20 protein-coding genes are annotated in these 24,521 nt (G+C 60.1%); 14 read left to right on the top strand and 6 right to left on the bottom strand.

What is annotated here, in order from left to right:
* The first annotated feature begins 138 nt into the window (after positions 1-138).
* On the top strand, positions 139-2,580 hold the full coding sequence (locus AABM55_RS01905) for a penicillin-binding protein 1A (RefSeq protein ID WP_347928674.1): 2,442 nt from the start codon (positions 139-141) through the stop codon (positions 2,578-2,580).
* A 1,006-nt stretch (positions 2,581-3,586) separates the two neighbouring features.
* On the opposite strand, the gene AABM55_RS01900 is transcribed toward AABM55_RS01905, so the two are convergent.
* The 3 genes from AABM55_RS01900 to rpmE all read right to left on the bottom strand — a co-directional run bounded on the left by AABM55_RS01900 (position 3,587) and on the right by rpmE (position 6,079).
* Entirely contained in the window at positions 3,587-4,855 is a 1,269-nt protein-coding gene (locus AABM55_RS01900; protein ID WP_054595225.1) for a malic enzyme-like NAD(P)-binding protein, read from the bottom strand.
* A gap of 181 nt (positions 4,856-5,036) precedes the next feature.
* The gene (locus AABM55_RS01895; protein ID WP_347928673.1) at positions 5,037-5,855 is read right to left on the bottom strand and encodes a thermonuclease family protein; all 819 of its coding nucleotides are present in this window, start codon (positions 5,853-5,855) and stop codon (positions 5,037-5,039) included.
* 8 nt (positions 5,856-5,863) lie between these two features.
* Positions 5,864-6,079, bottom strand: coding sequence for a 50S ribosomal protein L31 (gene rpmE / locus AABM55_RS01890; RefSeq protein ID WP_054595223.1), 216 nt, complete (start codon positions 6,077-6,079; stop codon positions 5,864-5,866).
* Between the two features lie 233 nt (positions 6,080-6,312).
* On the opposite strand from rpmE, the gene AABM55_RS01885 reads away from it, so the two are divergent.
* From AABM55_RS01885 to AABM55_RS01840, 10 genes are all read left to right on the top strand, one after another.
* Entirely contained in the window at positions 6,313-8,532 is a 2,220-nt protein-coding gene (locus AABM55_RS01885; protein WP_347928672.1) for a primosomal protein N', read from the top strand.
* A 268-nt stretch (positions 8,533-8,800) separates the two neighbouring features.
* Positions 8,801-10,537 (top strand): arginine--tRNA ligase, encoded by a 1,737-nt coding sequence (gene argS, locus AABM55_RS01880; protein ID WP_347928671.1) that lies wholly within the window; start codon positions 8,801-8,803, stop codon positions 10,535-10,537.
* Position 10,538: 1 nt separating this feature from the next.
* Complete coding sequence (locus tag AABM55_RS01875; protein WP_054595220.1) at positions 10,539-11,240, top strand: SPOR domain-containing protein; 702 nt, start codon at positions 10,539-10,541, stop codon at positions 11,238-11,240.
* Between the two features lie 287 nt (positions 11,241-11,527).
* Complete coding sequence (gene hslV / locus AABM55_RS01870; protein WP_054595219.1) at positions 11,528-12,058, top strand: ATP-dependent protease subunit HslV; 531 nt, start codon at positions 11,528-11,530, stop codon at positions 12,056-12,058.
* 57 nt (positions 12,059-12,115) lie between these two features.
* The gene (hslU, locus tag AABM55_RS01865) at positions 12,116-13,456 is read left to right on the top strand and encodes an ATP-dependent protease ATPase subunit HslU (protein WP_054595218.1); all 1,341 of its coding nucleotides are present in this window, start codon (positions 12,116-12,118) and stop codon (positions 13,454-13,456) included.
* A 120-nt stretch (positions 13,457-13,576) separates the two neighbouring features.
* The gene (locus AABM55_RS01860) at positions 13,577-13,954 is read left to right on the top strand and encodes a gamma-butyrobetaine hydroxylase-like domain-containing protein (protein WP_103317103.1); all 378 of its coding nucleotides are present in this window, start codon (positions 13,577-13,579) and stop codon (positions 13,952-13,954) included.
* Positions 13,955-14,213: 259 nt separating this feature from the next.
* Positions 14,214-15,893, top strand: a complete 1,680-nt coding sequence (phaC, locus tag AABM55_RS01855; protein WP_347928670.1) for a class II poly(R)-hydroxyalkanoic acid synthase — start codon at positions 14,214-14,216, stop codon at positions 15,891-15,893.
* A gap of 112 nt (positions 15,894-16,005) precedes the next feature.
* Positions 16,006-16,863 (top strand): poly(3-hydroxyalkanoate) depolymerase, encoded by an 858-nt coding sequence (gene phaZ / locus AABM55_RS01850; protein ID WP_054595215.1) that lies wholly within the window; start codon positions 16,006-16,008, stop codon positions 16,861-16,863.
* A gap of 114 nt (positions 16,864-16,977) precedes the next feature.
* On the top strand, positions 16,978-18,660 hold the full coding sequence (gene phaC / locus AABM55_RS01845) for a class II poly(R)-hydroxyalkanoic acid synthase (RefSeq protein ID WP_347928669.1): 1,683 nt from the start codon (positions 16,978-16,980) through the stop codon (positions 18,658-18,660).
* 62 nt (positions 18,661-18,722) lie between these two features.
* A complete protein-coding gene (locus AABM55_RS01840) occupies positions 18,723-19,343 on the top strand; it encodes a TetR/AcrR family transcriptional regulator (RefSeq protein ID WP_054595213.1) in 621 nt (206 codons plus the stop codon).
* A 231-nt stretch (positions 19,344-19,574) separates the two neighbouring features.
* On the opposite strand, the gene AABM55_RS01835 is transcribed toward AABM55_RS01840, so the two are convergent.
* The 3 genes from AABM55_RS01835 to AABM55_RS01825 all read right to left on the bottom strand — a co-directional run bounded on the left by AABM55_RS01835 (position 19,575) and on the right by AABM55_RS01825 (position 21,314).
* The gene (locus AABM55_RS01835) at positions 19,575-20,387 is read right to left on the bottom strand and encodes a phasin family protein (protein ID WP_347928668.1); all 813 of its coding nucleotides are present in this window, start codon (positions 20,385-20,387) and stop codon (positions 19,575-19,577) included.
* A gap of 10 nt (positions 20,388-20,397) precedes the next feature.
* Complete coding sequence (locus AABM55_RS01830) at positions 20,398-20,820, bottom strand: phasin family protein (RefSeq protein ID WP_054595211.1); 423 nt, start codon at positions 20,818-20,820, stop codon at positions 20,398-20,400.
* Between the two features lie 218 nt (positions 20,821-21,038).
* Complete coding sequence (locus tag AABM55_RS01825) at positions 21,039-21,314, bottom strand: polyhydroxyalkanoic acid system family protein (RefSeq protein WP_054595210.1); 276 nt, start codon at positions 21,312-21,314, stop codon at positions 21,039-21,041.
* A 155-nt stretch (positions 21,315-21,469) separates the two neighbouring features.
* On the opposite strand from AABM55_RS01825, the gene ubiE reads away from it, so the two are divergent.
* The 3 genes from ubiE to ubiB are packed head-to-tail and all read left to right on the top strand — an operon-like array spanning position 21,470 to position 24,464.
* On the top strand, positions 21,470-22,240 hold the full coding sequence (ubiE, locus tag AABM55_RS01820) for a bifunctional demethylmenaquinone methyltransferase/2-methoxy-6-polyprenyl-1,4-benzoquinol methylase UbiE (protein ID WP_007989286.1): 771 nt from the start codon (positions 21,470-21,472) through the stop codon (positions 22,238-22,240).
* Positions 22,240-22,863 (top strand): SCP2 sterol-binding domain-containing protein, encoded by a 624-nt coding sequence (locus tag AABM55_RS01815; RefSeq protein ID WP_347928667.1) that lies wholly within the window; start codon positions 22,240-22,242, stop codon positions 22,861-22,863. The genes ubiE and AABM55_RS01815 overlap by 1 nt, the downstream gene beginning before the upstream one ends.
* Positions 22,860-24,464, top strand: a complete 1,605-nt coding sequence (gene ubiB, locus AABM55_RS01810; protein ID WP_347928666.1) for a ubiquinone biosynthesis regulatory protein kinase UbiB — start codon at positions 22,860-22,862, stop codon at positions 24,462-24,464. Before AABM55_RS01815 ends, ubiB begins: the two co-directional genes overlap by 4 nt.
* Positions 24,465-24,521: the final 57 nt, after the last annotated feature.

The raw sequence follows: 24,521 nt of genomic DNA, 5'->3' as shown, positions 1-24,521 counted from the left end.
AGGCGCCAAATGCGCTTTTGGCGGAAAAATGCTTATAATGGCCAGCGTTTTTTCCGCTTTCTCAAGCGCGGGTCGACCCTTGCTTACCTTGAATGCCCTGACGCCTAATTCATTCTTTACCCTGGATGTCCAAAAGCCTTGATTCGTCTGCTGAAATTTTTCGGGTGGTCCATCGTCGCCGTTTTCTGCGGACTGCTCCTCGGTCTGAGCGGCGCTTTTCTTTACCTTAGTCCGGGATTGCCATCCGTGGAGGCGCTGAGAAGCATTCAGTTGCAGATTCCTTTGCGGGTCTACAGCAGCGACGGCAAATTGATCGCCGAGTTTGGCGAAATGCGCCGCACACCGATCCGCTTCGCCGACATCCCACCGAATTTCATCAATGCGTTACTCAGTGCCGAAGACGACAACTTCGCCAATCACTATGGCGTCGACCCCAGCAGCCTGATGCGTGCCGCGAGCCAACTGGTCAAAAGCGGACACATTCAATCCGGCGGCAGCACCATCACCATGCAGGTGGCGAAGAACTTCTTCCTCACCAGCGAGCGCAGCTTCTCGCGCAAGACCACGGAAATCCTCCTGGCCCTGCAAATCGAGCGTCAGCTGACCAAGGACGAGATCCTTGAGCTCTACGTGAACAAGATCTATCTGGGCAACCGCGCCTACGGCATCGAGGCGGCGGCGCAGGTGTATTACGGCAAGTCGATCCGCGACGTCAGCCTGGCGCAGATGGCGATGATCGCCGGCCTGCCGAAAGCCCCTTCGCGCTTCAACCCGCTGGCCAACCCCGCGCGCAGCAAAGAACGTCGCGACTGGATCCTGGGCCGCATGTACAAGCTCGGGAAAATTGACGAAGCGGCGTATCAGGCCGCGATCAACGAGCCGCTGAACGCCAGCTATCACGTGCCGACGCCGGAAGTGAACGCGCCGTACATCGCCGAAATGGCCCGCGCCGAAATGGTTGGTCGTTATGGCAGCGATGCCTACACCGAAGGTTTCCGCGTCACCACCACCGTGCCGAGCAACCTTCAGGAAATGGCCAACACCGCCGTCCATGAAGGCTTGATCACCTACGACCAGCGTCACGGCTATCGCGGCCCTGAATCCCGCCTGCCAGGCAAGACGCCTGCTGCCTGGGCCACGGAACTGACCAAACAGCGCACCATCAGCGGCCTGGAACCAGCCATCGTCACTCTGATCGAGAAAAACGGCGTGCAGGTCCTGACCCGCAACGGCGAAGAACATGTCAGCTGGGACAGCATGAAATGGGCGCGCCCGTTCCTGAACACCAACAGCATGGGCCCGGCACCGAAGCAGCCATCGGACGTCGCCCAGGTCGGTGACCTGATTCGCGTACAGCGCCAAGCGGACAACGCCCTGAAGTTCAGCCAGATTCCGGTCGCCCAAAGCGCACTGGTTTCGCTGGACCCGCAAAACGGCGCCATCCGCGCGCTGGTCGGCGGCTTCGCGTTCGAGCAGAGCAACTACAACCGCGCCATGCAGGCCAAGCGCCAACCGGGCTCGAGCTTCAAGCCATTCGTCTACAGCGCTGCGCTGGATAACGGCTACACCCCGGCAACGCTGGTCAACGACGCCCCGATCGTGTTCGTCGACGAGTACCTGGACAAGGTCTGGCGTCCGAAGAACGACACCAACACCTTCCTCGGCCCGATCCGCATGCGTGAAGCGCTCTACAAGTCGCGCAACCTGGTATCGATCCGCCTGCTCCAGGCACTGGGCGTCGATCGCACCATCGACTACATCAGCAAGTTCGGTTTCAACAAGCAGGACCTGCCGCGCAACCTGTCGCTGGCCTTGGGCACTGCAACGCTGACGCCAATGGAAATCGCCACCGGCTGGAGCACCTTTGCCAACGGCGGCTACAAGATCACCCCGTACATCATCGACAAGATCGAAAGCCGCAACGGTGACACGCTGTTCGTCGCCAACCCGCCAAGCGTGCCGAAAGGCGATATCGCCAGCAACGGGATTGCAGCGCCGGTGAGCAACACCTTTACGGTCAACCCGACGCCAGGTGAAGCCCCGGCAACGCAAACCACCGTACAAGCACCGGCCGTCGCAGAACGGATCATCGACGGGCGCACCACCTTCATCCTCAACAGCATGCTCGAAGACGTGATCAAGCTCGGTACCGGACGTCGCGCCCTGTCCATGGGCCGCAGCGACATCGCGGGCAAGACCGGGACCACCAACGAATCCAAGGATGCCTGGTTCTCGGGCTACAACGCCGATTACGTGACCACGGTCTGGACCGGTTTCGACCAACCGGAAAGCCTCGGCAAGCGCGAGTTCGGCGGCACCGTGGCGCTGCCGATCTGGATGAACTACATGAGCGCCGCGCTCAAAGGCAAACCACCGCATACCCAGGCCGAGCCGGAAGGCATCCTCAGCCTGCGGGTTGACCCGGTCAGCGGCCGTGCGGCCACCCCAAGCACGCCTGGCGCCTACTTCGAGCTGTTCAAGTCCGAAGACTCCCCGCCATCGATCAACGAACTGGGCAACGGCAATGCACCGGGCAGCCCACTGCCCGCGGACGAAGCGGCGCCGATCGACCTGTTCTGATCGCGCAGCCCCAACAAAAAGCCCCACTCTTCGTTTGAAGGCGGGGCTTTTTAGTTTCTGGAGGTGGCAGCTGTACGCGGATTGACAGACCGGGAATCAAGGGACCCGGCACACCCGAAGGTGTCCCACGCACAGCCGCCATGACACGATACCCCAGACGAAAAAATCGCCTGAAACAGGTCTTGGGCACTGGTGCGCCTTGATTTACACGGACGGTCAAATCCGGTCGCTGAATTGGCAGCGACGATCAAAGGCTAGAGGCCACGCTTCCGAGAGGCAACCTTAAAGACTTGTCAGAGATTTCTACGTTGCCCGTGATGCTGTCATCAAGTTCCGAGCTCATCCTACGGGCATTACACAAATGATCGTTCCCACGCTCCCCGTCAGCTCGTGAAGCGGAACGCGGAGCGTCCCTGGCGGCATTCCTTTGCTGCGCGTGGGAACGAGATCTAAGCCGTACGCGCTCTTACCACTCAGGCCGGCCGGTAGGCCGCCGTGCTTTGCTGTTGATCTTGATCCACCCGCCCCTTCGGGAGGCCGAGCGCAGGTGTTCATCAGGGGGTGGGCGCGCAGCGCCGTACGGCGCAGCCGGACACATCGAGAGGAGGTCGTCGCGAAGCAGACCGTAGGCGATGCCCCCTGATGGACACCGGAGTGAGGGTACGCCGAGCCTAGGCGAGGTGCCGTACGCTTGGGGCGAAGCGTTTTGCTTACTTTTGGGCGTCTGCAAAAGTGAGTCGCCGTCAGGGCGAAACCCTAAGTGGCCGTTACCGCAGGAATGGATATGTACACTTGCGAGAGACCGGTCGGCTGTCAGGCCGCCATCGCGGGCAAGCCCGGCTCCCACAATGGATTGGTGTACATCCGCAAGCGATAGGCCGGCTGTCAGGCCGCCTTCGCAGGCAAGCCAGTTCCCACAGTAGATCGGGGGTGCACAGCGAATAGCAGGCATAAAAAAACCCCGACTCACAAGAGCCGGGGCTTTCTGTTGAAGCGCTACAACGACTTAGCCGTTGAACACGTCATCCACGCTTTTCAGCGGGTAGTTCTTCGGATACGGCAGAGTCGCCACACCCGTCTCGATTGCAGCCTTGGCCACAGCATCCGAGATCACAGTGATCAAACGAGCATCCATTGGCTTCGGAATGATGTACTCACGACCGAACTCCAGCTTGATGCCACCGTAAGCGTCACACACTTCCTGAGGCACTGGCAGCTTGGCCAATTCACGCAGAGCGTTGGCCGCAGCCACTTTCATTTCTTCGTTGATGCGCTTGGCGCGAACGTCCAGAGCACCACGGAAAATGAACGGGAAGCCCAGTACGTTGTTCACCTGGTTCGGGTAGTCCGAACGGCCGGTCGCCATGATCACGTCGTTACGGGTGGCGTGAGCCAGTTCCGGGGCGATTTCCGGATCAGGGTTCGAGCACGCGAACACGATCGGGTTGGCCGCCATCAGCATCAGGTTTTCAGCGCTCAGCAGGTTCGGACCGGACAGGCCAACGAACACGTCTGCGCCTTTCAGGGCGTCAGTCAGCGTGCGCTTATCGGTCGCGTGAGCGAAGACAGCCTTGTACTGGTTCAGGTCGTCACGCTCGGAGTGGATCACGCCGGTACGGTCAACCATGAAGATGTTTTCGATCTTGGCGCCCATGCTCACCAGCAACTTCATGCAGGAGATAGCGGCAGCGCCAGCGCCCAGGCAGACGATCTTGGCTTCCGGCAGGGTTTTGCCAGCGATTTCCAGGGCGTTGATCATGCCCGCAGCGGTCACGATCGCGGTGCCGTGCTGGTCATCGTGGAACACCGGAATGTCGCACTGTTCGATCAGCGCGCGTTCGATCTCAAAGCACTCGGGTGCCTTGATGTCTTCCAGGTTGATGCCACCGAAGGTGATGGAGATACGCTTGACGGTGTCGATGAAGGCTTGCGGGCTTTCGGAGTCGACTTCGATGTCGAACACGTCGATACCGGCGAAGCGCTTGAACAGCACGCCTTTACCTTCCATCACCGGCTTGGAAGCCAATGGGCCAAGGTTACCCAGGCCGAGAATCGCGGTGCCATCGGAAATGACTGCAACCAGGTTGCCCTTGCCGGTGTATTTGTAGGCCAGTTCAGGATCGCGGGCGATTTCGCGTACTGGTTCGGCTACGCCGGGGCTGTAGGCCAGCGACAGATCGCGGGCGGTAGCGGTGGCCTTGGTGAGCTCGACACTCAGCTTACCTGGACGAGGATGGGCGTGATATTCGAGAGCGGCAGTTTTCAAATCAGACATGTGGGCATTCCGCTTTTACTGTTGAACGACGGACCGCCGAGGATACTCGCGTCGCAAAGTCCCCACAAGACTGACCGGTCACCCCTGTCAAGCGCCCTACCCTACGACTTTGGGCCAAGAGCCACGGAACGCAAGGGCTCAACTGTTCACAATTGACTTAAAAAATGTCGACAATTTCTTTTTACGGCACTGCTTGCAGCATGGCCGGATGGGTCAATGGCAACAACCAGCGCGCCTCGCCGGAATCCAGACCACCACGCCGTGAGCGATCGAGCACCCAGCCACGCGCCTCGATCTGCTTGCCGTTGAGCCGCTCCAGAGCCGCCAGATCGAATTGACCGAGTAGATTGGGTGCAACGCGCAATACAACCGAATCCTGCAACTCGATCCAAATTCCGCCACGATTGCGCTGAACCTTGCTCACACGCCCACTGAGCACGGCAAAACCCGATTGGTTGATCTGTTCCGCTTTCAGTACAGGAGACTGCCGCCATAACCCCAGCCGGGCCTGCCGCGCAGTGCGTTCAGCGGTCTGTTGGCAACTGACAAAATCGACGTTCGGCGCCACTGCCACCAGGTAACCAAGCCCCTCGGCAAGCATCTGCGCTTCGAGATTGTCACCGTTGGCGCTGTAAAGATGGGCCAGGGTGCGCCCGTAACGATCCTTGCCCTCTTGCCCCGCCAGCAAACCCAACCGTCCGTCGCTTGCGGCCACCAACGTTTCCAGACGCTTGCGTGCAGCCGCAGCGAAAGGTTCGTCGGAGCGACCTTTCTTGCCCAGTTCCGGGGTATTCAAACCGATCATACGCACACTGCGGCCGTCGCGCAGGCGCACCGTGTCGCCATCCACCACGCGCTGCACGCTGACAGCTTCCAGCTGACTCGTGGGCGCAGGACAGAGGGCCTGGGCGCTGGAGAACCAAATCGCGGACATAAAAAAGGCGCCCGCTAGGGGCGCCTTTTTCATCAGTCTGGAGAAGTCGAATCGACTTTCCAACATGATCAGTCTTAGGCTTTTTTGCCAAAAGCACCGAAACGATCGGCGAACTTCTGTACACGGCCGCCAGTATCCAGAGTCTTCTGCTTACCGGTGTAGAACGGGTGGCACTCGTTGCATACGTCGATCGCCAGAGGCTTGGCCAGGTTCGAACGAGTTTCGAACTTGTTGCCACAGCTGCAGGTAACTGCGGTGATTTCGTATGTTGGATGGATATCGGCTTTCATGGTGTCTTCCTCGGGCTAGCGTGCCGCCACTCAACACTATTGTTGAATACCGCACGTAATTAGGCCGCGGATTCTACCAGACCTTTACAATCACGCAAGCTGTCCAAAGTGCCCTCCATCAGAAAAGACTGTTCGATTCTGGCAAGTGAACACTTTCCTAATAGAGGACACTAATCCAGTCGTCTGCTAGGCTCCGGCCCTTCTTTACCGCCTGCTCAATGAGATCCCCCCGCGTGCCCGACGCCATTTTGCGCCTCGCCCTGCCTTCGCCCCTGCGCCGCCTGTTCGACTACCGTGCCCCGGCGGGAGTCCTGCGCGCGCATTTGCACCCGGGCATGCGGTTGCGGGTGCCGTTCGGCCGCCGCGAGATGATCGGGATCCTGGTGGAAGTCACCAGCCACAGCGAAGTCCCGGCCGACAAACTCAAACCGGCACTGGCGCTGCTCGATGCCACTCCACCGCTACCGGCAGCACTGTTCAAGTTGTGCCTGTGGACGTCCCAGTATTACCAGCACAGCCTCGGCGACACCTTGAGTTGGGCGCTGCCGGTGCTGTTACGCCAGGGCGAACTGGCCGAGGCGCGTCAGGAGCGCTTCTGGTCGATCACCCCGGGCGCGAAACTGGATGATCCGCGTATCGCCCGCGCGCCACGTCAGCGCGAAGCCTTGGCAACGCTGGCCCAGCATCCGCATGGCGTTGCCCATCAGTTGCTGAGCAAGTTGATGTTGAGCAAGGACAGCCTCGACCTGCTGCTGGCCAAAGAACTGGTGCAGGTGGATATCCGCAAACACGCACCCGGCGAACGTCACGAACACTGGCTGGCGCAACCGGAGCTGCCGCTGAACCCGGAGCAGCGCGCCGCGTATGAAGCGATCCGCGCAGGTTTCGACAGTTTTCATGCGTTCCTGCTGGCCGGGGTCACTGGCAGCGGCAAGACCGAAGTCTATTTGCAGCTGATCCGCGAAACCCTTGAGGCCGGCAAGCAGGCGCTGGTGCTGATCCCCGAAATCAACCTCGGGCCGCAAACCCTGGCGCGCTTCGAACAGCGCTTCAATGCGCGTATTGCCCTCGTGCATTCGGCCGTCAATGACCGCGAACGGCTGGAATCCTGGCTCGCGGCCCGGGATGGCGAGGCCGACATTATTATCGGCACCCGCTCGGCGCTGTTCACACCGATGAAAAACCCCGGGCTGATCATCATCGATGAAGAGCACGACGGCTCTTATAAACAGCAGGAAGGTTTGCGCTATCACGCCCGCGATCTGGCATTGGTCCGAGCACGACAGGAAAACATCCCGATTGTCCTTGGCTCGGCGACGCCGTCACTGGAAAGCCTGCACAACGCCTACACCGGTCGTTACGGACTGCTGCGCCTGAACGAGCGCGCCGGCGGGGCGAAACAACCCCGTTTCCTGCGCCTGGACGTCAAAAGTCGCCCGCTGGACAGCGGTATTTCCGGGCCGATGCAGCAGGCGATCGGCCAGACCCTCGCTGCCGGCCAGCAAGTCCTGGTATTTCTCAACCGTCGCGGCTTTGCGCCCACCCTGCTCTGTCACGATTGCGGCTGGATGTCCGAGTGCCAGCGCTGCGATGCGCGAATGACCGTCCACCAGCGTTCCGGCGAGCTGCGTTGCCACCATTGCGGCTACGTTGAACGCGTCCCTCGGCACTGCCCGAAATGCGGCAAGGTCGATTTGCGCCCCGTGGGTGCCGGCACCGAACGCGCCGAAGAGCGTTTGGGCATTCTGTTCCCGGACTACCCGGTATTGCGGGTCGACCGCGACAGCACCTCGCGTAAAGATGCGATGAATCAGCTGTTCGCGACCATTCAGAAAGGTCAGCCGTGCATTCTGGTGGGCACGCAGATGCTCGCCAAAGGGCATCACTTTCCACGGGTGACGCTGGTGTCGATTCTCGATGCCGACGGCGGACTGTTCTCCGGTGATTTCCGCGCCAGCGAACGCATGGCTCAGTTGATCGTGCAGGTGGCGGGACGTGCCGGTCGCGCCGAAGAGCCGGGCAAAGTGATCATCCAGACTCACCTGGCTGACCACCCGTTGTTGGTGCAACTGACCGAGCAAGGTTATTTCGCCTTTGCCGAGCAGGCCTTGAGCGAACGTCGTTCCGCCGGGCTACCGCCGTTCGCGCACCTGGCGCTGTTGCGGGCCGAAGCGCACAAACCGGGGCAGGCCGAAAGTTTCCTCGATGAAGCCTGCAGCGAAGCAGAGCGATTGTTGGATGAACACACCCTGACCGGCATCGAATTGCTCGGGCCGGTGCCGGCGCCGATGGAGCGTCGGGCTGGACGCTATCGTGCGCAATTATTGTTGCAAGCCTCGGCTCGGGCACCACTGCATCGACTGCTGAGCGCCTGGTTGCTGGCGCTGGAACAGATGCCGAGCGGGCGGGCGGTGCGCTGGTCTTTGGATGTTGATCCGGTCGATTTGTATTGAGTCAACTATGTGGCGAGGGAGCTTGCTCCCGCTCGGCTGTGCAACAGCCGCAAACAAGTCCCCCCTCCCAGCAGACAGAATGCAGCACCCGATTTCAGGGCCGCTCCGCGCCCCAGCGGGAGCAAGCTCCCTCGCCACAAGGTAATCAATCACCGTAAGTCCGCAATGAACCTACAATGGTTGGCAAGCCCGACTTCGCAACGGATAATGCCCAGTTTTTCCACCTGCGCATTGATGCGCCGCCGCTCTGCGGTTGAAAGAGAAGACCATGAAAGACACCATTCGCCAGTTGATCCAGCAAGCCCTCACCCAACTCGTTACCGACGGTGTGTTGCCTGAAGGCCTGACGCCGGCGATTCAGGTGGAGAACTCCCGTGACAAGACTCACGGCGACTTCGCCAGCAACATCGCCATGATGCTGGCTAAACCGGCCGGCATGAAACCGCGCGATCTGGCGGAAAAAATCATCGCTGCGCTGCCGGTTGACGAAAACGTCAGCAAAACCGAAATCGCCGGCCCGGGCTTCCTCAACTTCTTCCAGAATACCCAGGCCCTGGCCTCGCGCCTGGACGTCGCCCTGGCCGACGCCCACATCGGCGTGCGCAAGGCAGGTCCCGTGCAGCGCACTGTGGTCGACTTGTCGGCACCGAACCTGGCCAAAGAGATGCACGTCGGTCACTTGCGTTCGACCATCATCGGCGACGGCGTGGCGCGCGTACTGGAGTTCCTCGGCGATACAGTGATCCGCCAGAACCACGTCGGCGACTGGGGCACCCAGTTCGGCATGCTGATGGCGTACCTGCAAGAAAACCCGATCACCAGCGACGAGCTGTCGGACCTGGAAAACTTCTACCGCGCCGCCAAGCAGCGCTTCGACGAATCCGCAGAATTCGCCGACCGCGCCCGTGGCCTGGTGGTCAAGCTGCAAGCCGGTGACCCGGACTGCCTGGCGCTGTGGACCAAGTTCAAAGACATTTCCCTGTCCCACTGCCAGAAAATCTACGAACAGCTGAACGTCAAACTGACCATGGCCGATGTGATGGGCGAAAGTGCCTACAACGACGACCTGATCAACGTGGTCAACGACCTCAAGGCCAAAGGCATGCTGGTCGAGAGCAACGGCGCCCAGTGCGTGTTCCTCGACGAATTCAAGAATGCCGATGGCGACCCGCTGCCGGTAATCATCGTCAAGGCCGATGGCGGCTACCTCTACGCCACCACTGACCTGGCGGCCGTGCGCTACCGTAACGGCGTGCTGAAAGCCGATCGAGTGCTGTACTTCGTCGACCAACGTCAGGCCCTGCACTTCCAGCAAGTATTCGAAGTGGCTCGCCTGGCCGGTTTCGTGACCCATCCGATGGAAATGGAGCACATGGGCTTCGGCACCATGAACGGCGCCGATGGCCGTCCGTTCAAGACCCGTGATGGCGGCACCGTGAAGCTGATCGACCTGCTGAACGAAGCCAAGGAACGCGCCTACACGCTGGTGAAGGAAAAGAACCCCGAGCTTGCCGAAGCCGACCTGCGCAACATCGCCAAAGTCGTGGGCATTGGCGCGGTGAAATACGCCGACCTGTCCAAGCACCGCACCAGCGACTACAGCTTCAACTTCGACCTGATGCTGAACTTCGAAGGCAACACCGCGCCGTACCTGCTGTACGCCTACACTCGCGTGGCCGGCGTGTTCCGCAAACTCGGCAAGGACTTCAGCGAAGTCGAAGGGCAGATCGTCCTCGAGGCCACTCACGAACACGAACTGGCCGCCAAGCTGGCACAGTTCGGTGAAGTGCTGAACAACGTCGCCGAAAAAGGTACGCCGCACATCCTCTGCACCTACCTGTACGATGTTGCCGGCCTGTTCTCCAGCTTCTACGAGAACTGCCCGATCCTCAGCGCCGAAACTCCGGCACAAATGCAAAGCCGCTTGCGCCTCGCCGCATTGACCGGTCGCACCCTCAAGCAAGGCCTGGAACTCTTGGGTCTGGAAACTCTGGAGCGTATGTAAGTTGGCTGCCAAGAAAAAACCAGCACCAAAGCGTGGCGCCAGCCGTTACCAAGCTCCTGCAAAAAAGCCGATTCCGGGATGGCTGTGGATGGCCATCGGCCTGACCGTGGGCGCCTTCATCGTGTTCCTGATGAAGCTGGAGCCGGGTAAAGGCAGCGAAAGCGTCAAGCGCGAGAAGGTCGAACAACAGAAAGCCAGCAAGATCGCCGAGGCCAACAAGACCCCGCCGAGCCCGACGCAGCCGGTGAAGCCGAAATATGACTTCTACACCTTGCTGCCGGAATCGGAGGTCATCGTGCCGCCGGATGCCGTGCCGGAGAAAACCCTGCCGACGCCGCAGACTGCACCCGTTGCACCGGTAACCCCGGCAGAAGCGGCGAAGATCGACACCGCGCGTGCGCAGGCAGCCCTGAGCGGCGTTACCCCGCCGCCAGCGCCACCCGTGGCGAAAGCGGCGCCGGTGACCAAGTTCTTCCTGCAGGCTGGCTCGTTCCGCAAGGAAGCCGACGCCGACAAGGTTCGTGCGCAGATCATTCTGCTCGGCCAGGCAGTTTCGGTGGAGTCCGGCACGGTGAAGGACGAGACCTGGTACCGCGTGCTGGTCGGCCCGTTCAGCAACCGCGAACAGCTGACCACCGCCCAGAAACAACTGGCTGGCAGCGGTTTCAGCAACCTGTTGTTACAACAACGCCAAAGCCGCTGACTTCTGATGATTGCTCCCCCATTTGCGGGAGCAATCTGCTTTTGTGGCGAGGGGGCTTGCCCCCGTTCGGTTGCGAAGCGACCGTAAATCGCTATCCCGGCTCGACCTGAAACGGCGTGGTGGCTGATTACCGGGCCGCTTCGCGCCCCAACGGGGGCAAGCCCCCTCGCCACACGCTTGATGTACACCGCTCATCCCCTCCTGCGCCCCGCAGTTGAAAAACGCCTCACCACCCCCATATGAGTTGGGATAAGGCATTTTCGCCCCGCTGCGTGGAGACTCTTCCCTTGACCACCATCGTTTCAGTTCGCCGCCACGGCAAAGTCGTCATGGGCGGCGACGGCCAGGTTTCTCTCGGCAATACCGTGATGAAAGGCAACGCGAAGAAAGTTCGCCGCCTGTACCACGGTCAGGTCATCGCCGGGTTTGCTGGCGCCACCGCTGACGCCTTTACCCTTTTCGAACGTTTCGAAGGCCAGCTTGAAAAGCACCAGGGCCACCTGGTTCGCGCCGCCGTCGAACTCGCCAAAGAATGGCGCACCGACCGCTCCCTCAGCCGCCTCGAAGCGATGCTTGCAGTCGCCAACAAAGACGCCTCTCTGATCATCACCGGTAACGGCGATGTGGTCGAACCCGAAGAAGGCCTGATCGCCATGGGTTCCGGCGGCGGTTACGCTCAGGCCGCGGCCAGCGCCCTGCTGAAGAAAACCGATCTGTCGGCCCGTGAAATCGTCGAAACCGCTCTGGGCATCGCCGGCGACATCTGTGTTTTCACCAACCACAACTTCACCATTGAGGAGCAGGATCTCAGCGAATAAGCCTGTTTCGGCCATCACGCCACGGCATTCATTTTTGCTTGAGGACCACCCATTACCATGCCAATGACTCCCCGCGAAATCGTCCATGAACTCAGTCGCCATATCATCGGCCAGGACGATGCCAAGCGCGCCGTCGCCATCGCCCTGCGTAACCGCTGGCGCCGGATGCAACTGCCTGAAGAGCTGCGCGTTGAAGTAACACCCAAGAACATTTTGATGATCGGCCCGACCGGTGTCGGTAAAACCGAAATCGCCCGTCGCCTGGCCAAACTCGCCAATGCGCCATTCATCAAGGTTGAAGCGACCAAGTTCACCGAGGTCGGCTATGTCGGCCGTGACGTCGAGTCGATCATTCGTGACCTCGCCGATGCAGCGATCAAGTTGCTGCGCGAACAGGAAATGACCAAGGTTCGCCATCGCGCCGAAGATGCCGCCGAAGAGCGCATCCTCGATGCATTGCTGCCACCGGCACGCATGGGCTTCAGCAACGAAGACTCCGCGCCGGCCCAGGATTCCAACACCCGCCAACTGTTCCGCAAGCGCCTGCGCGAAGGTCAGCTGGATGACAAGGAGATTGAAATCGAAGTCGCCGAAGTGTCCGGCGTCGATATCTCCGCGCCACCGGGCATGGAAGAAATGACCAACCAGTTGCAAAGCCTGTTCGCCAACATGGGCAAGGGCGCGCGCAAGAGCCGCAAGCTCAAGGTCAAGGAAGCGCTGAGACTGGTGCGCGACGAAGAAGCCAGCCGCCTGGTCAATGATGAAGAACTCAAGGCCAAGGCGCTGGAAGCGGTCGAACAGCATGGCATCGTGTTCATCGACGAAATCGACAAGGTCGCCAAGCGCGGCAATACCGGCGGCGTCGACGTATCCCGCGAAGGCGTACAGCGCGACCTGCTGCCGCTGATCGAAGGCTGCACGGTCAACACCAAACTGGGCATGGTCAAGACCGACCACATCCTGTTCATCGCTTCCGGTGCGTTCCACCTGAGCAAGCCAAGCGATCTGGTGCCCGAGCTGCAAGGCCGCCTGCCGATCCGCGTCGAACTCAAGGCCCTCACACCGGAAGACTTCGAGCGCATCCTCAGCGAGCCGCATGCCTCGCTCACCGAGCAGTATTGCGCCCTGCTGAAAACCGAAGGCGTGACGATCGAGTTCCAGCCGGACGGCATCAAACGCGTGGCGGAGATCGCCTGGCAGGTCAACGAGAAGACCGAGAACATCGGTGCCCGTCGCCTGCACACCCTGCTTGAGCGTCTGCTCGAAGAGGTGTCGTTCAGCGCCAGCGATCTGGCCAGCACCCACAGCGAAGAGCCGATCCGCATCGACGCTGACTACGTCAACAGCCACCTCGGCGAATTGGCGCAGAACGAAGACCTGTCCCGTTATATCCTGTAGGTCATGTGCCTCCCGTAGGAGCACGGCTTGCCGGCGATGGCGCCGTTGAAATCGCCATCGCCGGCAAGCCGTGCTCCTACAGGGATCAGGCCAACGCTCCCTACAGACGGACGACAGGTCATGACCAAACTCCCCACCGCCATCAAACTGCACAAAGCCTCGAAAACCCTGGAGCTGCAATACGCGCCCGATGAGGTCTATCACCTGAGCGCAGAATTCTTGCGCGTGCACTCTCCTTCCGCCGAGGTCCAGGGCCACGGCAAACCCATCCTTCAATTTGGCAAGATCGGCGTAGGCTTGACCAAGGTAGAACCGGCCGGTCAGTACGCACTGAAATTGACCTTCGATGACGGGCACGACAGCGGTCTGTTCACCTGGGAATATCTCTATCAGTTGGCGCGACGATATGACGCACTCTGGGACGATTATCTTGCCGAGCTCAAAGCCGCCGGAAAGACCCGCGATCCAAACGAGTCTGTCGTCAAGCTGATGCTCTAGCTCAAGGCCCGCGCTCTTTAGAGGGCATTTTCTAATTTCATCTGTTTGAATGCTGGGCTGCGGTGCCGAGGATCGGCCTGCTTGCGAAAAAAATTAAACTCGGGTAACCAATGGATCTGGCAAGTTCTGTGCAGCGCGCCTCCTGAATGAAAAAGTCAGCGATGTACAACTAACGGTCACCCGAGCGTGTACCCGGCATTTGCTGTGTGACTACACAGCAGGACTCAGGTACTCGCCTCAGGACAATGGAGCGTCGTAGATGAGTAACAAGAATAACGATGACCTGAAACTTCAAGCCTCGGAAAATACCCTGGGGCTTAATCCGGTCATCGGCTTGCGTCGAAAGGATCTGCTTACCTCTGCCCGCATGGTGCTGACCCAGGCCATCAAACAACCCATTCACAGCGTCAAGCATGTCGCGCATTTTGGCATTGAGCTAAAGAACGTGATGCTCGGCAGATCCGAGCTGCAACCGGAAAGCGATGACCGTCGTTTCAACGATCCGGCGTGGAGTCAGAACCCGCTCTACAGACGTTATCTGCAAACCTACCTGGCGTGGCGCAAGGAACTCCACGACTGGATTGGCGAAAGCAATCTGTCCACCCAGGACATCAGCCGCGCACACTTCGTGATCAACCTGATGACCGAGGCCATGGCCCCGACCAACAGCGCGGCCAACCCTGCTGCCGTCAAACGTTTCTTCGAAACCGGCGGCAAAAGCCTGCTCGATGGCCTCTCGCACCTGGCCAAGGATCTGGTGCACAACGGCGGCATGCCGAGCCAGGTCAACATGGGCGCCTTCGAAGTCGGCAAGAGCCTGGGCACCACCGAAGGCGCGGTGGTTTTCCGCAACGATGTACTGGAGCTGATCCAGTACCGGCCAATCACTGAACAAGTGCACGAACGCCCACTGCTGGTGGTGCCACCACAGATCAACAAGTTCTACGTTTTCGACCTGAGCCCGGACAAAAGCCTGGCGCGCTTCTGCCTGCGCAACAATGTGCAGACCTTCATCGTCAGCTGGCGCAACCCGACCAAGGCCCAACGCGAATGGGGCCTGTCGACCTACATCGAAGCACTCAAGGAAGCGGTCGATGTGGTTACCGCGATCACCGGCAGCAAAGACGTGAACATGCTCGGCGCCTGCTCCGGCGGCATCACCTGCACCGCGCTGCTGGGCCACTACGCGGCGATTGGCGAGAAGAAGGTCAACGCCCTGACGCTGCTGGTCAGCGTCCTCGACACCACCCTTGATTCCCAGGTCGCGCTGTTCGTCGACGAACAAACCCTGGAAGCCGCCAAGCGTCATTCCTATCAGGCCGGTGTGCTTGAAGGTCGCGACATGGCCAAGGTCTTCGCCTGGATGCGCCCCAACGACCTGATCTGGAACTACTGGGTCAACAACTACCTGCTGGGCAACGAGCCGCCGGTCTTCGACATTCTGTTCTGGAACAACGACACCACCCGCCTGCCGGCGGCGTTCCACGGCGACCTGATCGAACTGTTCAAAAACAACCCACTGATCCGTCCTGATGCACTGGAAGTGTGCGGTACGCCGATCGACCTCAAGCAGGTCACGGCAGACGTCTACTCCCTGGCGGGCACCAACGACCACATCACACCGTGGAAGTCGTGCTACAAATCGGCGCAGCTGTTCGGTGGCAAAGTCGAATTCGTGTTGTCCAGCAGCGGCCATATCCAGAGCATCCTGAACCCGCCGGGCAACCCGAAATCCCGTTACATGACCAGCTCCGACATGCCGGTCCATGCCAACGACTGGCTGGAAAACTCAACCAAGCACACTGACTCCTGGTGGCTGCACTGGCAGGCCTGGCAGGCCGAGCGTTCGGGCAAGCTGAAAAAAGCCCCGACCGTGCTCGGCAACAAGACCTATGCGGCAGGTGAGGCATCACCGGGGACTTATGTGCATGAACGTTAACTGACCACAAACCTGCAGAAGCCGAGCCTGCTCGCGATGGCGACCTCAAGGACGCCATCGCCGGCAAGCCGTGCTCCTACAGGGATAACGATCCACCCACAGGGCTTGAAGCATGCCGCAACCGTTCATATTTCGTACTGTCGACCTGGATGGTCAAACCATCCGCACCGCGGTACGCCCCGGCAAGCCTCACTTGACGCCCCTGCTGATTTTCAACGGCATCGGCGCCAACCTTGAGCTGGTGTTTCCGTTCGTCCAGGCGCTCGACCCGGACCTGGAAGTGATCGCCTTCGATGTCCCCGGTGTCGGCGGTTCATCGACGCCTACCCACCCTTACCGCTTTCCCGGACTGGCCAAGCTGACCGCTCGGATGCTCGACTACCTCGATTACGGGCAAGTCAACGTGGTCGGTGTTTCCTGGGGCGGGGCACTCGCCCAACAGTTCGCTTTCGACTACCCCGAGCGCTGCAAGAAACTGGTGTTGGCGGCGACGGCGGCGGGCATGGTGATGGTGCCGGGCAAACCGAAAGTGCTGTGGATGATGGCCAGCCCCAGACGCTACATCCAGCCATCCCACGTGATTCGCATTGCGCCGCTGATTTATGGTGGTTCGTTCCGTCGTGATCCGAACCTCGCAGCGGAGCACGCCAGCAAAGTCCGTTCGGCGGGCAAGCTTGGCTACTACTGGCAGCTGTTCGCGGGCCTGGGCTGGACCAGTATTCACTGGCTGCACAAAATCAATCAGCCGACCCTGGTGCTGGCCGGTGACGATGACCCGCTCATTCCGCTGATCAATATGCGGGTACTCGCCTGGCGTATTCCCAATGCCCAGCTACACATAATCGACGACGGCCATTTATTCCTGATCACTCGGGCTGAAGCCGTCGCTCCGATCATCATGAAATTTCTCCAGGAAGAACGCCAACGGGCGGTGATGCATCCGCACCCGGGGTCGTTCGGCGGCACATAACGTACTGCGTATGTCGACAGGCGTGTCGAAAGCCGCAAGGGAGGTCCGAAGCGACTATGGTGTCTATTCGCAATTGATGTACTTGTTGATGGCTTGACGAAGGAGTGTTGACTCATGCGAGACAAAAAAGCGCCGGGCGCCTTTCCTCCACCCGCCGCATTCATCAATGCCCAGAGTGCGATCACCGGTCTGCGCGGCCGGGATCTGTTCTCGACTCTGCGCAGTGTCGCCGCTCACGGCTTGCGTCACCCGGTACAGAGTGCCAAACACGCACTGGCGTTGGGTGGCCAGCTGGGCCGGGTACTACTGGGCGAGACCCTGCATCAGCCCAACCCTTCGGACAGCCGCTTTGCCGACCCGAGCTGGGCCCTCAATCCGTTTTACCGACGCGGCCTTCAGGCTTACCTGAGCTGGCAGAAGCAGATCAAAAAATGGATCGATGAAAGCGGTATGCCCGCCGATGACCGTGCACGTGCGCACTTTGCCTTTACCCTGCTCAACGACGCCGTCTCGCCGTCCAACACTTTGCTCAACCCGCTGGCGATCAAGGAGCTGTTCAACACCGGCGGCCAAAGTCTGGTGCGTGGCCTCAGCCATCTGTTCGACGATCTAATGCACAACAATTGCCTGCCCAGCCAGGTGACCAAGCACGCCTTCGAAGTCGGCAAAACGGTAGCCACCACCACCGGTGCCGTGGTGTTTCGCAACGAACTGCTGGAGCTGATGCAGTACAAGCCGATGAGCGAAAAGCAGTACGCAAGGCCGCTGCTGGTGGTACCGCCGCAGATCAACAAGTACTACATTTTCGACTTGAGCCCGCACAACAGCTTCGTCCAGTTCGCGTTGAAGAACGGCCTGCAGGTGTTCATGGTCAGCTGGCGCAACCCGGATGTCCGTCATCGCGAATGGGGTCTGTCGAGTTACGTCGAGGCCGTGGAAGAAGCGCTGAACGTCTGCCGGGCGATCAGCGGCAGCCGCGAGGTCAACCTGATGGGCGCCTGCGCCGGCGGCCTGACCATCGCGGCCCTGCAAGGACATCTGCAAGCCAAGCGGCAGTTGCGTCGGGTCTCGAGCGCGACCTATCTGGTGAGCCTGCTCGACAGTGAACTGGAAAGCCCGGCAACCCTGTTTGCCGATGAACAAACCCTCGAAGCGGCCAAGCGTCGCTCCTACCAGAAAGGCGTGCTCGAAGGTCGCGACATGGCCAAGGTATTCGCCTGGATGCGCCCCAACGACCTGATCTGGAACTACTGGGTCAACAACTACCTGCTGGGCAAAGAGCCGCCAGCCTTCGACATTCTCTACTGGAACAACGACAACACTCGCCTGCCGGCCGCTTTTCATGGCGACCTGCTGGACTTCTTCAAGCACAACCCGCTGACCCATCCTGGCGGACTGGAGGTCTGCGGCACGCCGATCGACTTGCAGAAGGTCAACGTCGACAGCTTCAGCGTCGCCGGGATCAACGACCACATCACACCTTGGGATGCGGTGTACCGCTCGACACTGCTGCTGGGCGGTGAGCGGCGCTTCGTGCTGTCCAACAGCGGCCACGTGCAGAGCATTCTCAACCCACCGAGCAACCCCAAGGCCAACTACGTCGAGAGCCCGAAACTGAGCAGCGATCCACGGGCCTGGTACTACGACGCCAAACACGTCGACGGCAGTTGGTGGAACCAGTGGCTGAGCTGGATTCAGGAACGTTCCGGCACTCAGCGCGAAACGCTGATGGCCCTTGGCAACCAGAACTATCCACCGATGGAAGCGGCGCCAGGCACCTACGTGCGCGTACGCTGAACTCTCCCCGCGCCACGGCCTGAAGTGTCGGCCGTGGCCTGACGAATCACTAAGAAGACTGGATGAAAACCCGCGACCGGATTCTTGAATGTGCCCTGCTGCTGTTCAACCAAAAGGGCGAGCCAAATGTCTCTACCATGGAAGTTGCCAATGAGCTGGGGATCAGCCCCGGCAACCTCTACTACCACTTTCACGGCAAGGAGCCGCTGATTCTCGGGTTGTTCGAGCGCTTCCAGAGCGAATTGACGCCCTTGCTCGATCCGCCGTCGGACGTGCAACTGGCCCCGGAGGATTACTGGCTGTTCCTGCACCTGATCGTCGAACGCCTGGCACACTACCGCTTCCTGTTCCAGGACCTGTCGAACCTGGCCGGGCGCTTGCCGAAACTGGCCAAGGGCATTCGTAATCTGCTCAATGCCCTCAAGCGCACACTGGCCTCGTTACTGGCGCAGCTGAAGGCTCAGGGGCAATTGGTCAGCGATACCCAGGCACTCGGGCAACTGGTGGAACAGATCACCATGACCTTGCTGTTTTCCCTGGACTATCAGCGGATTCTCGATCGCGAAGGCGAAGTACGCGTGGTGGTCTACCAGATCATGATGCTGGTGGCGCCGCACCTGCCGCCGTCGGCGAAACTCGCAACCGAGCAGTTGGCGTTGCAGTATCTGGAAGAGCATGACTGAAGCAACACCGCCCCTGTAGCGGCTGGCGAAGCCTGCGTTCGAGTGCGCAGCAGTCGCAATCCGGATAGCACAACCTACCTGATAAAACCGGGTGACCGATTTACGACGACTTCGTCGCCGAACGCAGCCTTCGGCAGCTGCTACACCGGTTGGCGAACCACTCAGTTTTTGCGGCACAAACAAAAACGCCCGACCTTCGCAGGCCGGGCGTTTTTGCGTGCCCTGGGTTAATCAGGACTGACTGGTTGGCGCCGATGGGGTTGGCGCTACAGTCGGGGTCACAGCAGGGGTTGGCGCCGCGGCGGAGTTCGCCGGGCTGACCGGTGCTGCCGGTTTGGCGGCAGCCACTGCCGGTTTCGCTGCGGCCGCTTTCGGGGCTGCAGGCTTTTTGGCTACTGGCTTCTTCGCAGCAGCAGGCTTGGCGGCGGCTTTGGCAACTGCCGGTTTGGCTGCTGGTTTGGCTGCTGGCTTGGCCGCTGCAGGTTTGGCTGCCGCGGTTTTAGCTGCCGGCTTGGCTGGCGCTTTAGCCGCTGGTTTGGCAGCCGTTTTTGCGGCAGCTTTGACCAGGGGTTTGGCGGCAGTTTTAGCGGCCGGTTTGGCTGCTGCCGTTTTAGCGGCAACAGGCGCAACCTTGGCACCGGTGAGTTTTTCGATTTGCTTGGTCAGGGTATCGACCTTACTGTGCAGCGCTTTGACTTCATTGCGGCTTGGCACGCCAAGACGCGAAATCGCGCTGTTCAGACGCTTGTCGAAAGCCCCTTCCAGTTCATCCCACTTGCCCAGCGCGCGATCTTTGACACCACTGATACGCGACTTGGCCGATTGAGCGGAGTCTTTGGCAGCGTCGACAGTTTTGCCGACAGCGCTCTTGGTGAGCTTCTCGGCTTTCTCGCCATCTTTAACCAATGACTCGAAGAGTTTGCTGCCGTCAGTGTCGATCTTCGAGTACACGCCTAAACCAGCAAGCCAGATTTTGCGGGAGTAGTCTTCGACTTTCCCAATCCACGAGCTGCCTTCTTTCTCGGTGTTCTTTTTACCAGCCATCCCGTTCTCCTTAATGTTTACGCGCGACGCGTTCGAGCAATGCCGTCAGCTCATCGAGCTTAGCAGAGAGTGTCTCAACGTCATGTTTAGACGGAATGCCGATACGATTCAAGGCACTTGCGACACGCGTGTCGAAAGCCTTCTCGACTTTGTCGAGCTGAACTTCGACTTTGCCTTTGAAGGTACTGACTTCACTCTTGGCTTCATCAATCTCGGCGTTGGCCGCTTCAAGCTTCTCGGCAACGACTTTTTTGCCTTTCTTTTCAACAGTTTGACCAGCCTTGATCAACTCCTGAAAGTACTCGCTGCCTTCCTGACCGACCTTGGTGTAGGCACCCAGGCCTGCCAGCCAGATCTTGCGGGCATAGGATTTCACTTCGTTCAACGCAGTCGGCTGAACGTCAGTTTTTTTCTTCAAAGTAACTTTGGCCATGGTGCACCTCACGCGCAGAAGGTTTGAGGAACTGCCCGTCAAGCGTCGGGCTCAGGCACAACGTAGTGAGAAAAATTAGAAACGGCACCCTAACAACCGCAACAATTGAGTGGTGCCTCAAACCTGTAGGAGCAAAGCTTGCTCGCGATGAACGATAACGTGGCGTGCCTGGTATACCAACTCGCGGGCAAGCCTTGCTCCTACAAAAACAAGGGCGATCAGACCAGTGCTTTATCGAGGGCTCTTTCGATTTCCGACTTGATGGTGCCGCTCATGGCTGACATCAACAGGCCGAGTTCGACATCGACCCTGATCGAGGTGTCGCCCACATACACGGCGCCTTTTACCCCGGAACGCTTGAGGTTCAGGGTGTCGCCCGACCACTGAGGTTCCAGGCCATATTGCGCCGCCAGTTTTTCCGCCAGTTTGTCAGCCTTCTCGCGGGCTGCTTCCTTACCCAGGCCATGGGCACGCTCAACACTAATATGGGCCACTGAATGACTCCTGTTTTATCGGGACTTGCCTCACGCATTCTGACCCCTGCTGCGTCAAAACGTCCGGGCAGTTGCTTATCTTACCTTCAGCCTTGCCAAGACAAAGCATGCCTTGGGGATTAGAATGTCGCGCATTCTCTTTTGGTGACAGCGATATGACTGATCAGCGCAAAGGCAGCGATGCCGAACCCACCACTCACTTCGGCTTCAAAAACGTTCCGGAAAGCCAGAAAGCGGAAAAAGTCGCTGAGGTTTTCCACTCGGTAGCCGCCAAATACGACCTGATGAATGACCTCCTGTCGGGCGGCATGCATCGTTTGTGGAAGCGTTTCGCGATCGAACTGTCGGGCGTTCGCACCGGCAACCGCGTGCTGGACATCGCCGGTGGCACCGGCGACCTGACCAGAAAGTTCTCGCACCTCGTCGGTCCGACCGGCCAGGTCGTGCTCGCCGACATCAACGAATCCATGCTCAAGGTCGGTCGTGACCGCCTGCTGGATCTGGGCGTGGCCGGCAACGTCGAGTTCGTTCAGGCCGACGCTGAAAAGCTGCCGTTCCCGGACAACCACTTCGACTGTGTGACCATCGCGTTCGGCCTGCGCAACGTCACCCACAAGGAAGACGCCCTGCGCTCCATGCTGCGAGTGCTCAAACCGGGCGGGCGCTTGCTGGTGCTGGAATTCTCCAAACCGACCAACGCACTGATGTCCAAAGCCTACGACGCCTACTCGTTCGCCTTCATGCCGTTGATGGGCAAGCTGATCACCAATGACTCGGAAAGCTATCGCTACCTGGCCGAATCGATCCGCATGCACCCGAACCAGGAAACCCTGAAGTCGATGATGGTTGAAGCCGGTTTCGACCGCGTGACCTACCACAACATGACCGCAGGCATCGTCGCCCTGCACCGCGGCATCAAACCCTGATGTTGCTCGCCGGCCTGCTCGCCAGTGTCGAACTCGGCCTCAACCGGGTGTTGCGGCTCGACAGCACGGCGCTGCCGCGTCTGGCGCATTTGAGCGGCAAGGTGATTGCCGTCGATTGCCGCAGCCCGGCGTTGCAGATGTTCATTGTGCCCAGCGACGAAGGCCTGATGCTGGCAGCACACTGGGCCGCGGACGCCGACTGCACCTTGCGCGCACCGGCGGCAAGCCTGCTCAAGCTGGCCTTGAGCAAGGACAAGACGGCGGTCCTGCATGGCCCTGACGTTGAACTCGACGGCGACAGCGGCGTGCTGCTGGCGCTGGCGTCCGTCCTTCAGGACCTGGAGCTGGACTGGGAATACGAACTCTCGCGCTGGCTTGGCCCGGTCGCCACGCAACTGCTGGGCGGTCACTTGCGCAGCCGCGCACGCTGGTATCAGCAAGGTTTCGCCAGCCTGAACCAGAATCTTGCCGACTACCTCGCCGAAGAATCGCGTGCCCTCGTCGGCCAGCGCGAAGCCGAAGCGCGGTTTAGTGAACTGGACCAGATCAAACTTGATCTGGAACGTCTTGAGGCGCGCTTCGAGCGTCTTTCCCGATCCCTTGATTCAAGCGATAACGCATGAAGCTGCTTGCCGTCCGCCGTTTATTGCGCATCCAGCGCGTCGTGATCCGCTACCGCCTCGATGACCTGCTGTTCGCCCTGCCACTGCCGTGGTTCCTGCTGGGGCTGCGTTATGCGCTGCCATGGCGCTGGTTTCCGCGTAAAACCCTGGACTTGAGTCGGGGCGCGCGCCTGCGGCTGGCCTTGCAGGACCTGGGACCGATTTTCATCAAGTTCGGACAGATTCTTTCGACCCGCCGCGACCTGCTGCCCGAAGACATCGCCGATGAGCTGATGCTGTTGCAGGACCGCGTGCCGCCGTTTGACTCGCAGGTAGCGGTCAAGCTGATCGAAGAACAGCTGGGCCAGAAAATCAGCGATGTGTTCAGCCGATTCGACATCGAGCCACTGGCTTCGGCTTCGGTGGCGCAAGTTCATGCGGCGCAGTTGAAGAGCGGCGAAGAAGTGGTGGTCAAGGTCATACGCCCGGGCCTCAAACCGGTGATCGCGCAAGACCTGGCCTGGCTGTTCATCCTCGCCCGCGCAGCGGAAAAACTCTCCGCCGACGCCCGCCTGCTACACCCGGTGGAAGTGGTCAGCGACTATGAAAAGACCATCTTCGACGAACTCGACCTGCTGCGCGAAGCGGCGAATGCCAGCCAGCTGAGGCGCAACTTCGACGGCTCGCCGTTGCTGTACGTGCCACAGGTCTACTGGGACTGGTGCCGACCAAAAGTGTTGGTGATGGAGCGCATCTACGGGATTCAGGTCACGGACCTGGCGACCCTCGCCGACCAGCGCACCGACATGAAAATGCTCGCCGAACGTGGCGTGGAGATCTTCTTCACCCAGGTGTTCCGCGACAGCTTCTTCCACGCCGACATGCACCCCGGCAACATCTTCGTCAGCACCGTGCAGCCGTGGAGCCCGCAGTACATTGCGATCGACTGCGGGATCGTCGGCAGCCTGACGCCTGAAGACCAGGACTATCTGGCACGCAACCTGTTCGCCTTCTTCAAGCGCGACTATCGCCGGGTCGCCCAACTGCACATCGATTCGGGCTGGGTGCCGGCGGAAACCAAACTCAACGAATTCGAAGCGGCAATCCGTACGGTCTGCGAGCCGATCTTCGAAAAACCGCTAAAGGATATTTCCTTCGGCCAGGTGCTGATGCGCCTGTTCCAGACGGCACGGCGCTTCAACATGGAAGTGCAGCCACAACTGGTTCTTTTGCAGAAAACCCTGCTCAACATTGAAGGCCTGGGCCGTCAGCTGTACCCGGAACTGGACCTGTGGAACACCGCCCAGCCGTTCCTCGAACGCTGGATGCGCGAGCGCGTCAGCCCGAAAACCTTGCTCGGCAACCTGCACAACCAGGTCGAGCAACTGCCGCACCTGGCCAACATGACCCGTGACCTGCTCGAACGCATGTCGCAGCCGCACGTCGTCAACTCGCCAGCGGCCTGGCATCGACGCTCGGACGACTGGTTCCTGCGCCTGCTCGGCACCGCGCATCTGGCGGGTGGCGCGATCCTGCTGGCCGGCGGCCCTCTGGACGGACTGGGCCATTGGCCCGGCGCGATCATGGTGGCCGTGGGCTTGTATCTGATCGTTCGACGATAGCCAGCCGCGCTGCACGCTGGCACACTGTTCCAACGCCAGGGTTCCACTACTGAAGTG

The organism is Pseudomonas helvetica (assembly GCF_039908645.1).
In the GTDB taxonomy this organism is placed as follows: Bacteria; Pseudomonadota; Gammaproteobacteria; order Pseudomonadales; family Pseudomonadaceae; genus Aquipseudomonas; species Aquipseudomonas helvetica.
This window is presented reverse-complemented; position numbering and strand designations above follow the sequence as displayed.

What these genes read in the sequence shown, in the direction of transcription:
- AABM55_RS01860 (WP_103317103.1), top strand. Translation starts at nt 13,577, where the DNA reads ATGACCAAACTCCCCACCGCCATCAAACTGCACAAAGCCTCGAAAACC.
- AABM55_RS01830 (WP_054595211.1), bottom strand. Translation starts at nt 20,820, where the DNA reads ATGGCCAAAGTTACTTTGAAGAAAAAAACTGACGTTCAGCCGACTGCG.
- AABM55_RS01895 (WP_347928673.1), bottom strand. Translation starts at nt 5,855, where the DNA reads ATGTTGGAAAGTCGATTCGACTTCTCCAGACTGATGAAAAAGGCGCCC.
- AABM55_RS01900 (WP_054595225.1), bottom strand. Translation starts at nt 4,855, where the DNA reads ATGTCTGATTTGAAAACTGCCGCTCTCGAATATCACGCCCATCCTCGT.
- AABM55_RS01815 (WP_347928667.1), top strand. Translation starts at nt 22,240, where the DNA reads ATGTTGCTCGCCGGCCTGCTCGCCAGTGTCGAACTCGGCCTCAACCGG.
- AABM55_RS01840 (WP_054595213.1), top strand. Translation starts at nt 18,723, where the DNA reads ATGAAAACCCGCGACCGGATTCTTGAATGTGCCCTGCTGCTGTTCAAC.
- AABM55_RS01835 (WP_347928668.1), bottom strand. Translation starts at nt 20,387, where the DNA reads ATGGCTGGTAAAAAGAACACCGAGAAAGAAGGCAGCTCGTGGATTGGG.
- phaC (WP_347928669.1), top strand. Translation starts at nt 16,978, where the DNA reads ATGCGAGACAAAAAAGCGCCGGGCGCCTTTCCTCCACCCGCCGCATTC.
- rpmE (WP_054595223.1), bottom strand. Translation starts at nt 6,079, where the DNA reads ATGAAAGCCGATATCCATCCAACATACGAAATCACCGCAGTTACCTGC.
- ubiB (WP_347928666.1), top strand. Translation starts at nt 22,860, where the DNA reads ATGAAGCTGCTTGCCGTCCGCCGTTTATTGCGCATCCAGCGCGTCGTG.
- phaC (WP_347928670.1), top strand. Translation starts at nt 14,214, where the DNA reads ATGAGTAACAAGAATAACGATGACCTGAAACTTCAAGCCTCGGAAAAT.
- phaZ (WP_054595215.1), top strand. Translation starts at nt 16,006, where the DNA reads ATGCCGCAACCGTTCATATTTCGTACTGTCGACCTGGATGGTCAAACC.
- hslU (WP_054595218.1), top strand. Translation starts at nt 12,116, where the DNA reads ATGCCAATGACTCCCCGCGAAATCGTCCATGAACTCAGTCGCCATATC.
- argS (WP_347928671.1), top strand. Translation starts at nt 8,801, where the DNA reads ATGAAAGACACCATTCGCCAGTTGATCCAGCAAGCCCTCACCCAACTC.
- ubiE (WP_007989286.1), top strand. Translation starts at nt 21,470, where the DNA reads ATGACTGATCAGCGCAAAGGCAGCGATGCCGAACCCACCACTCACTTC.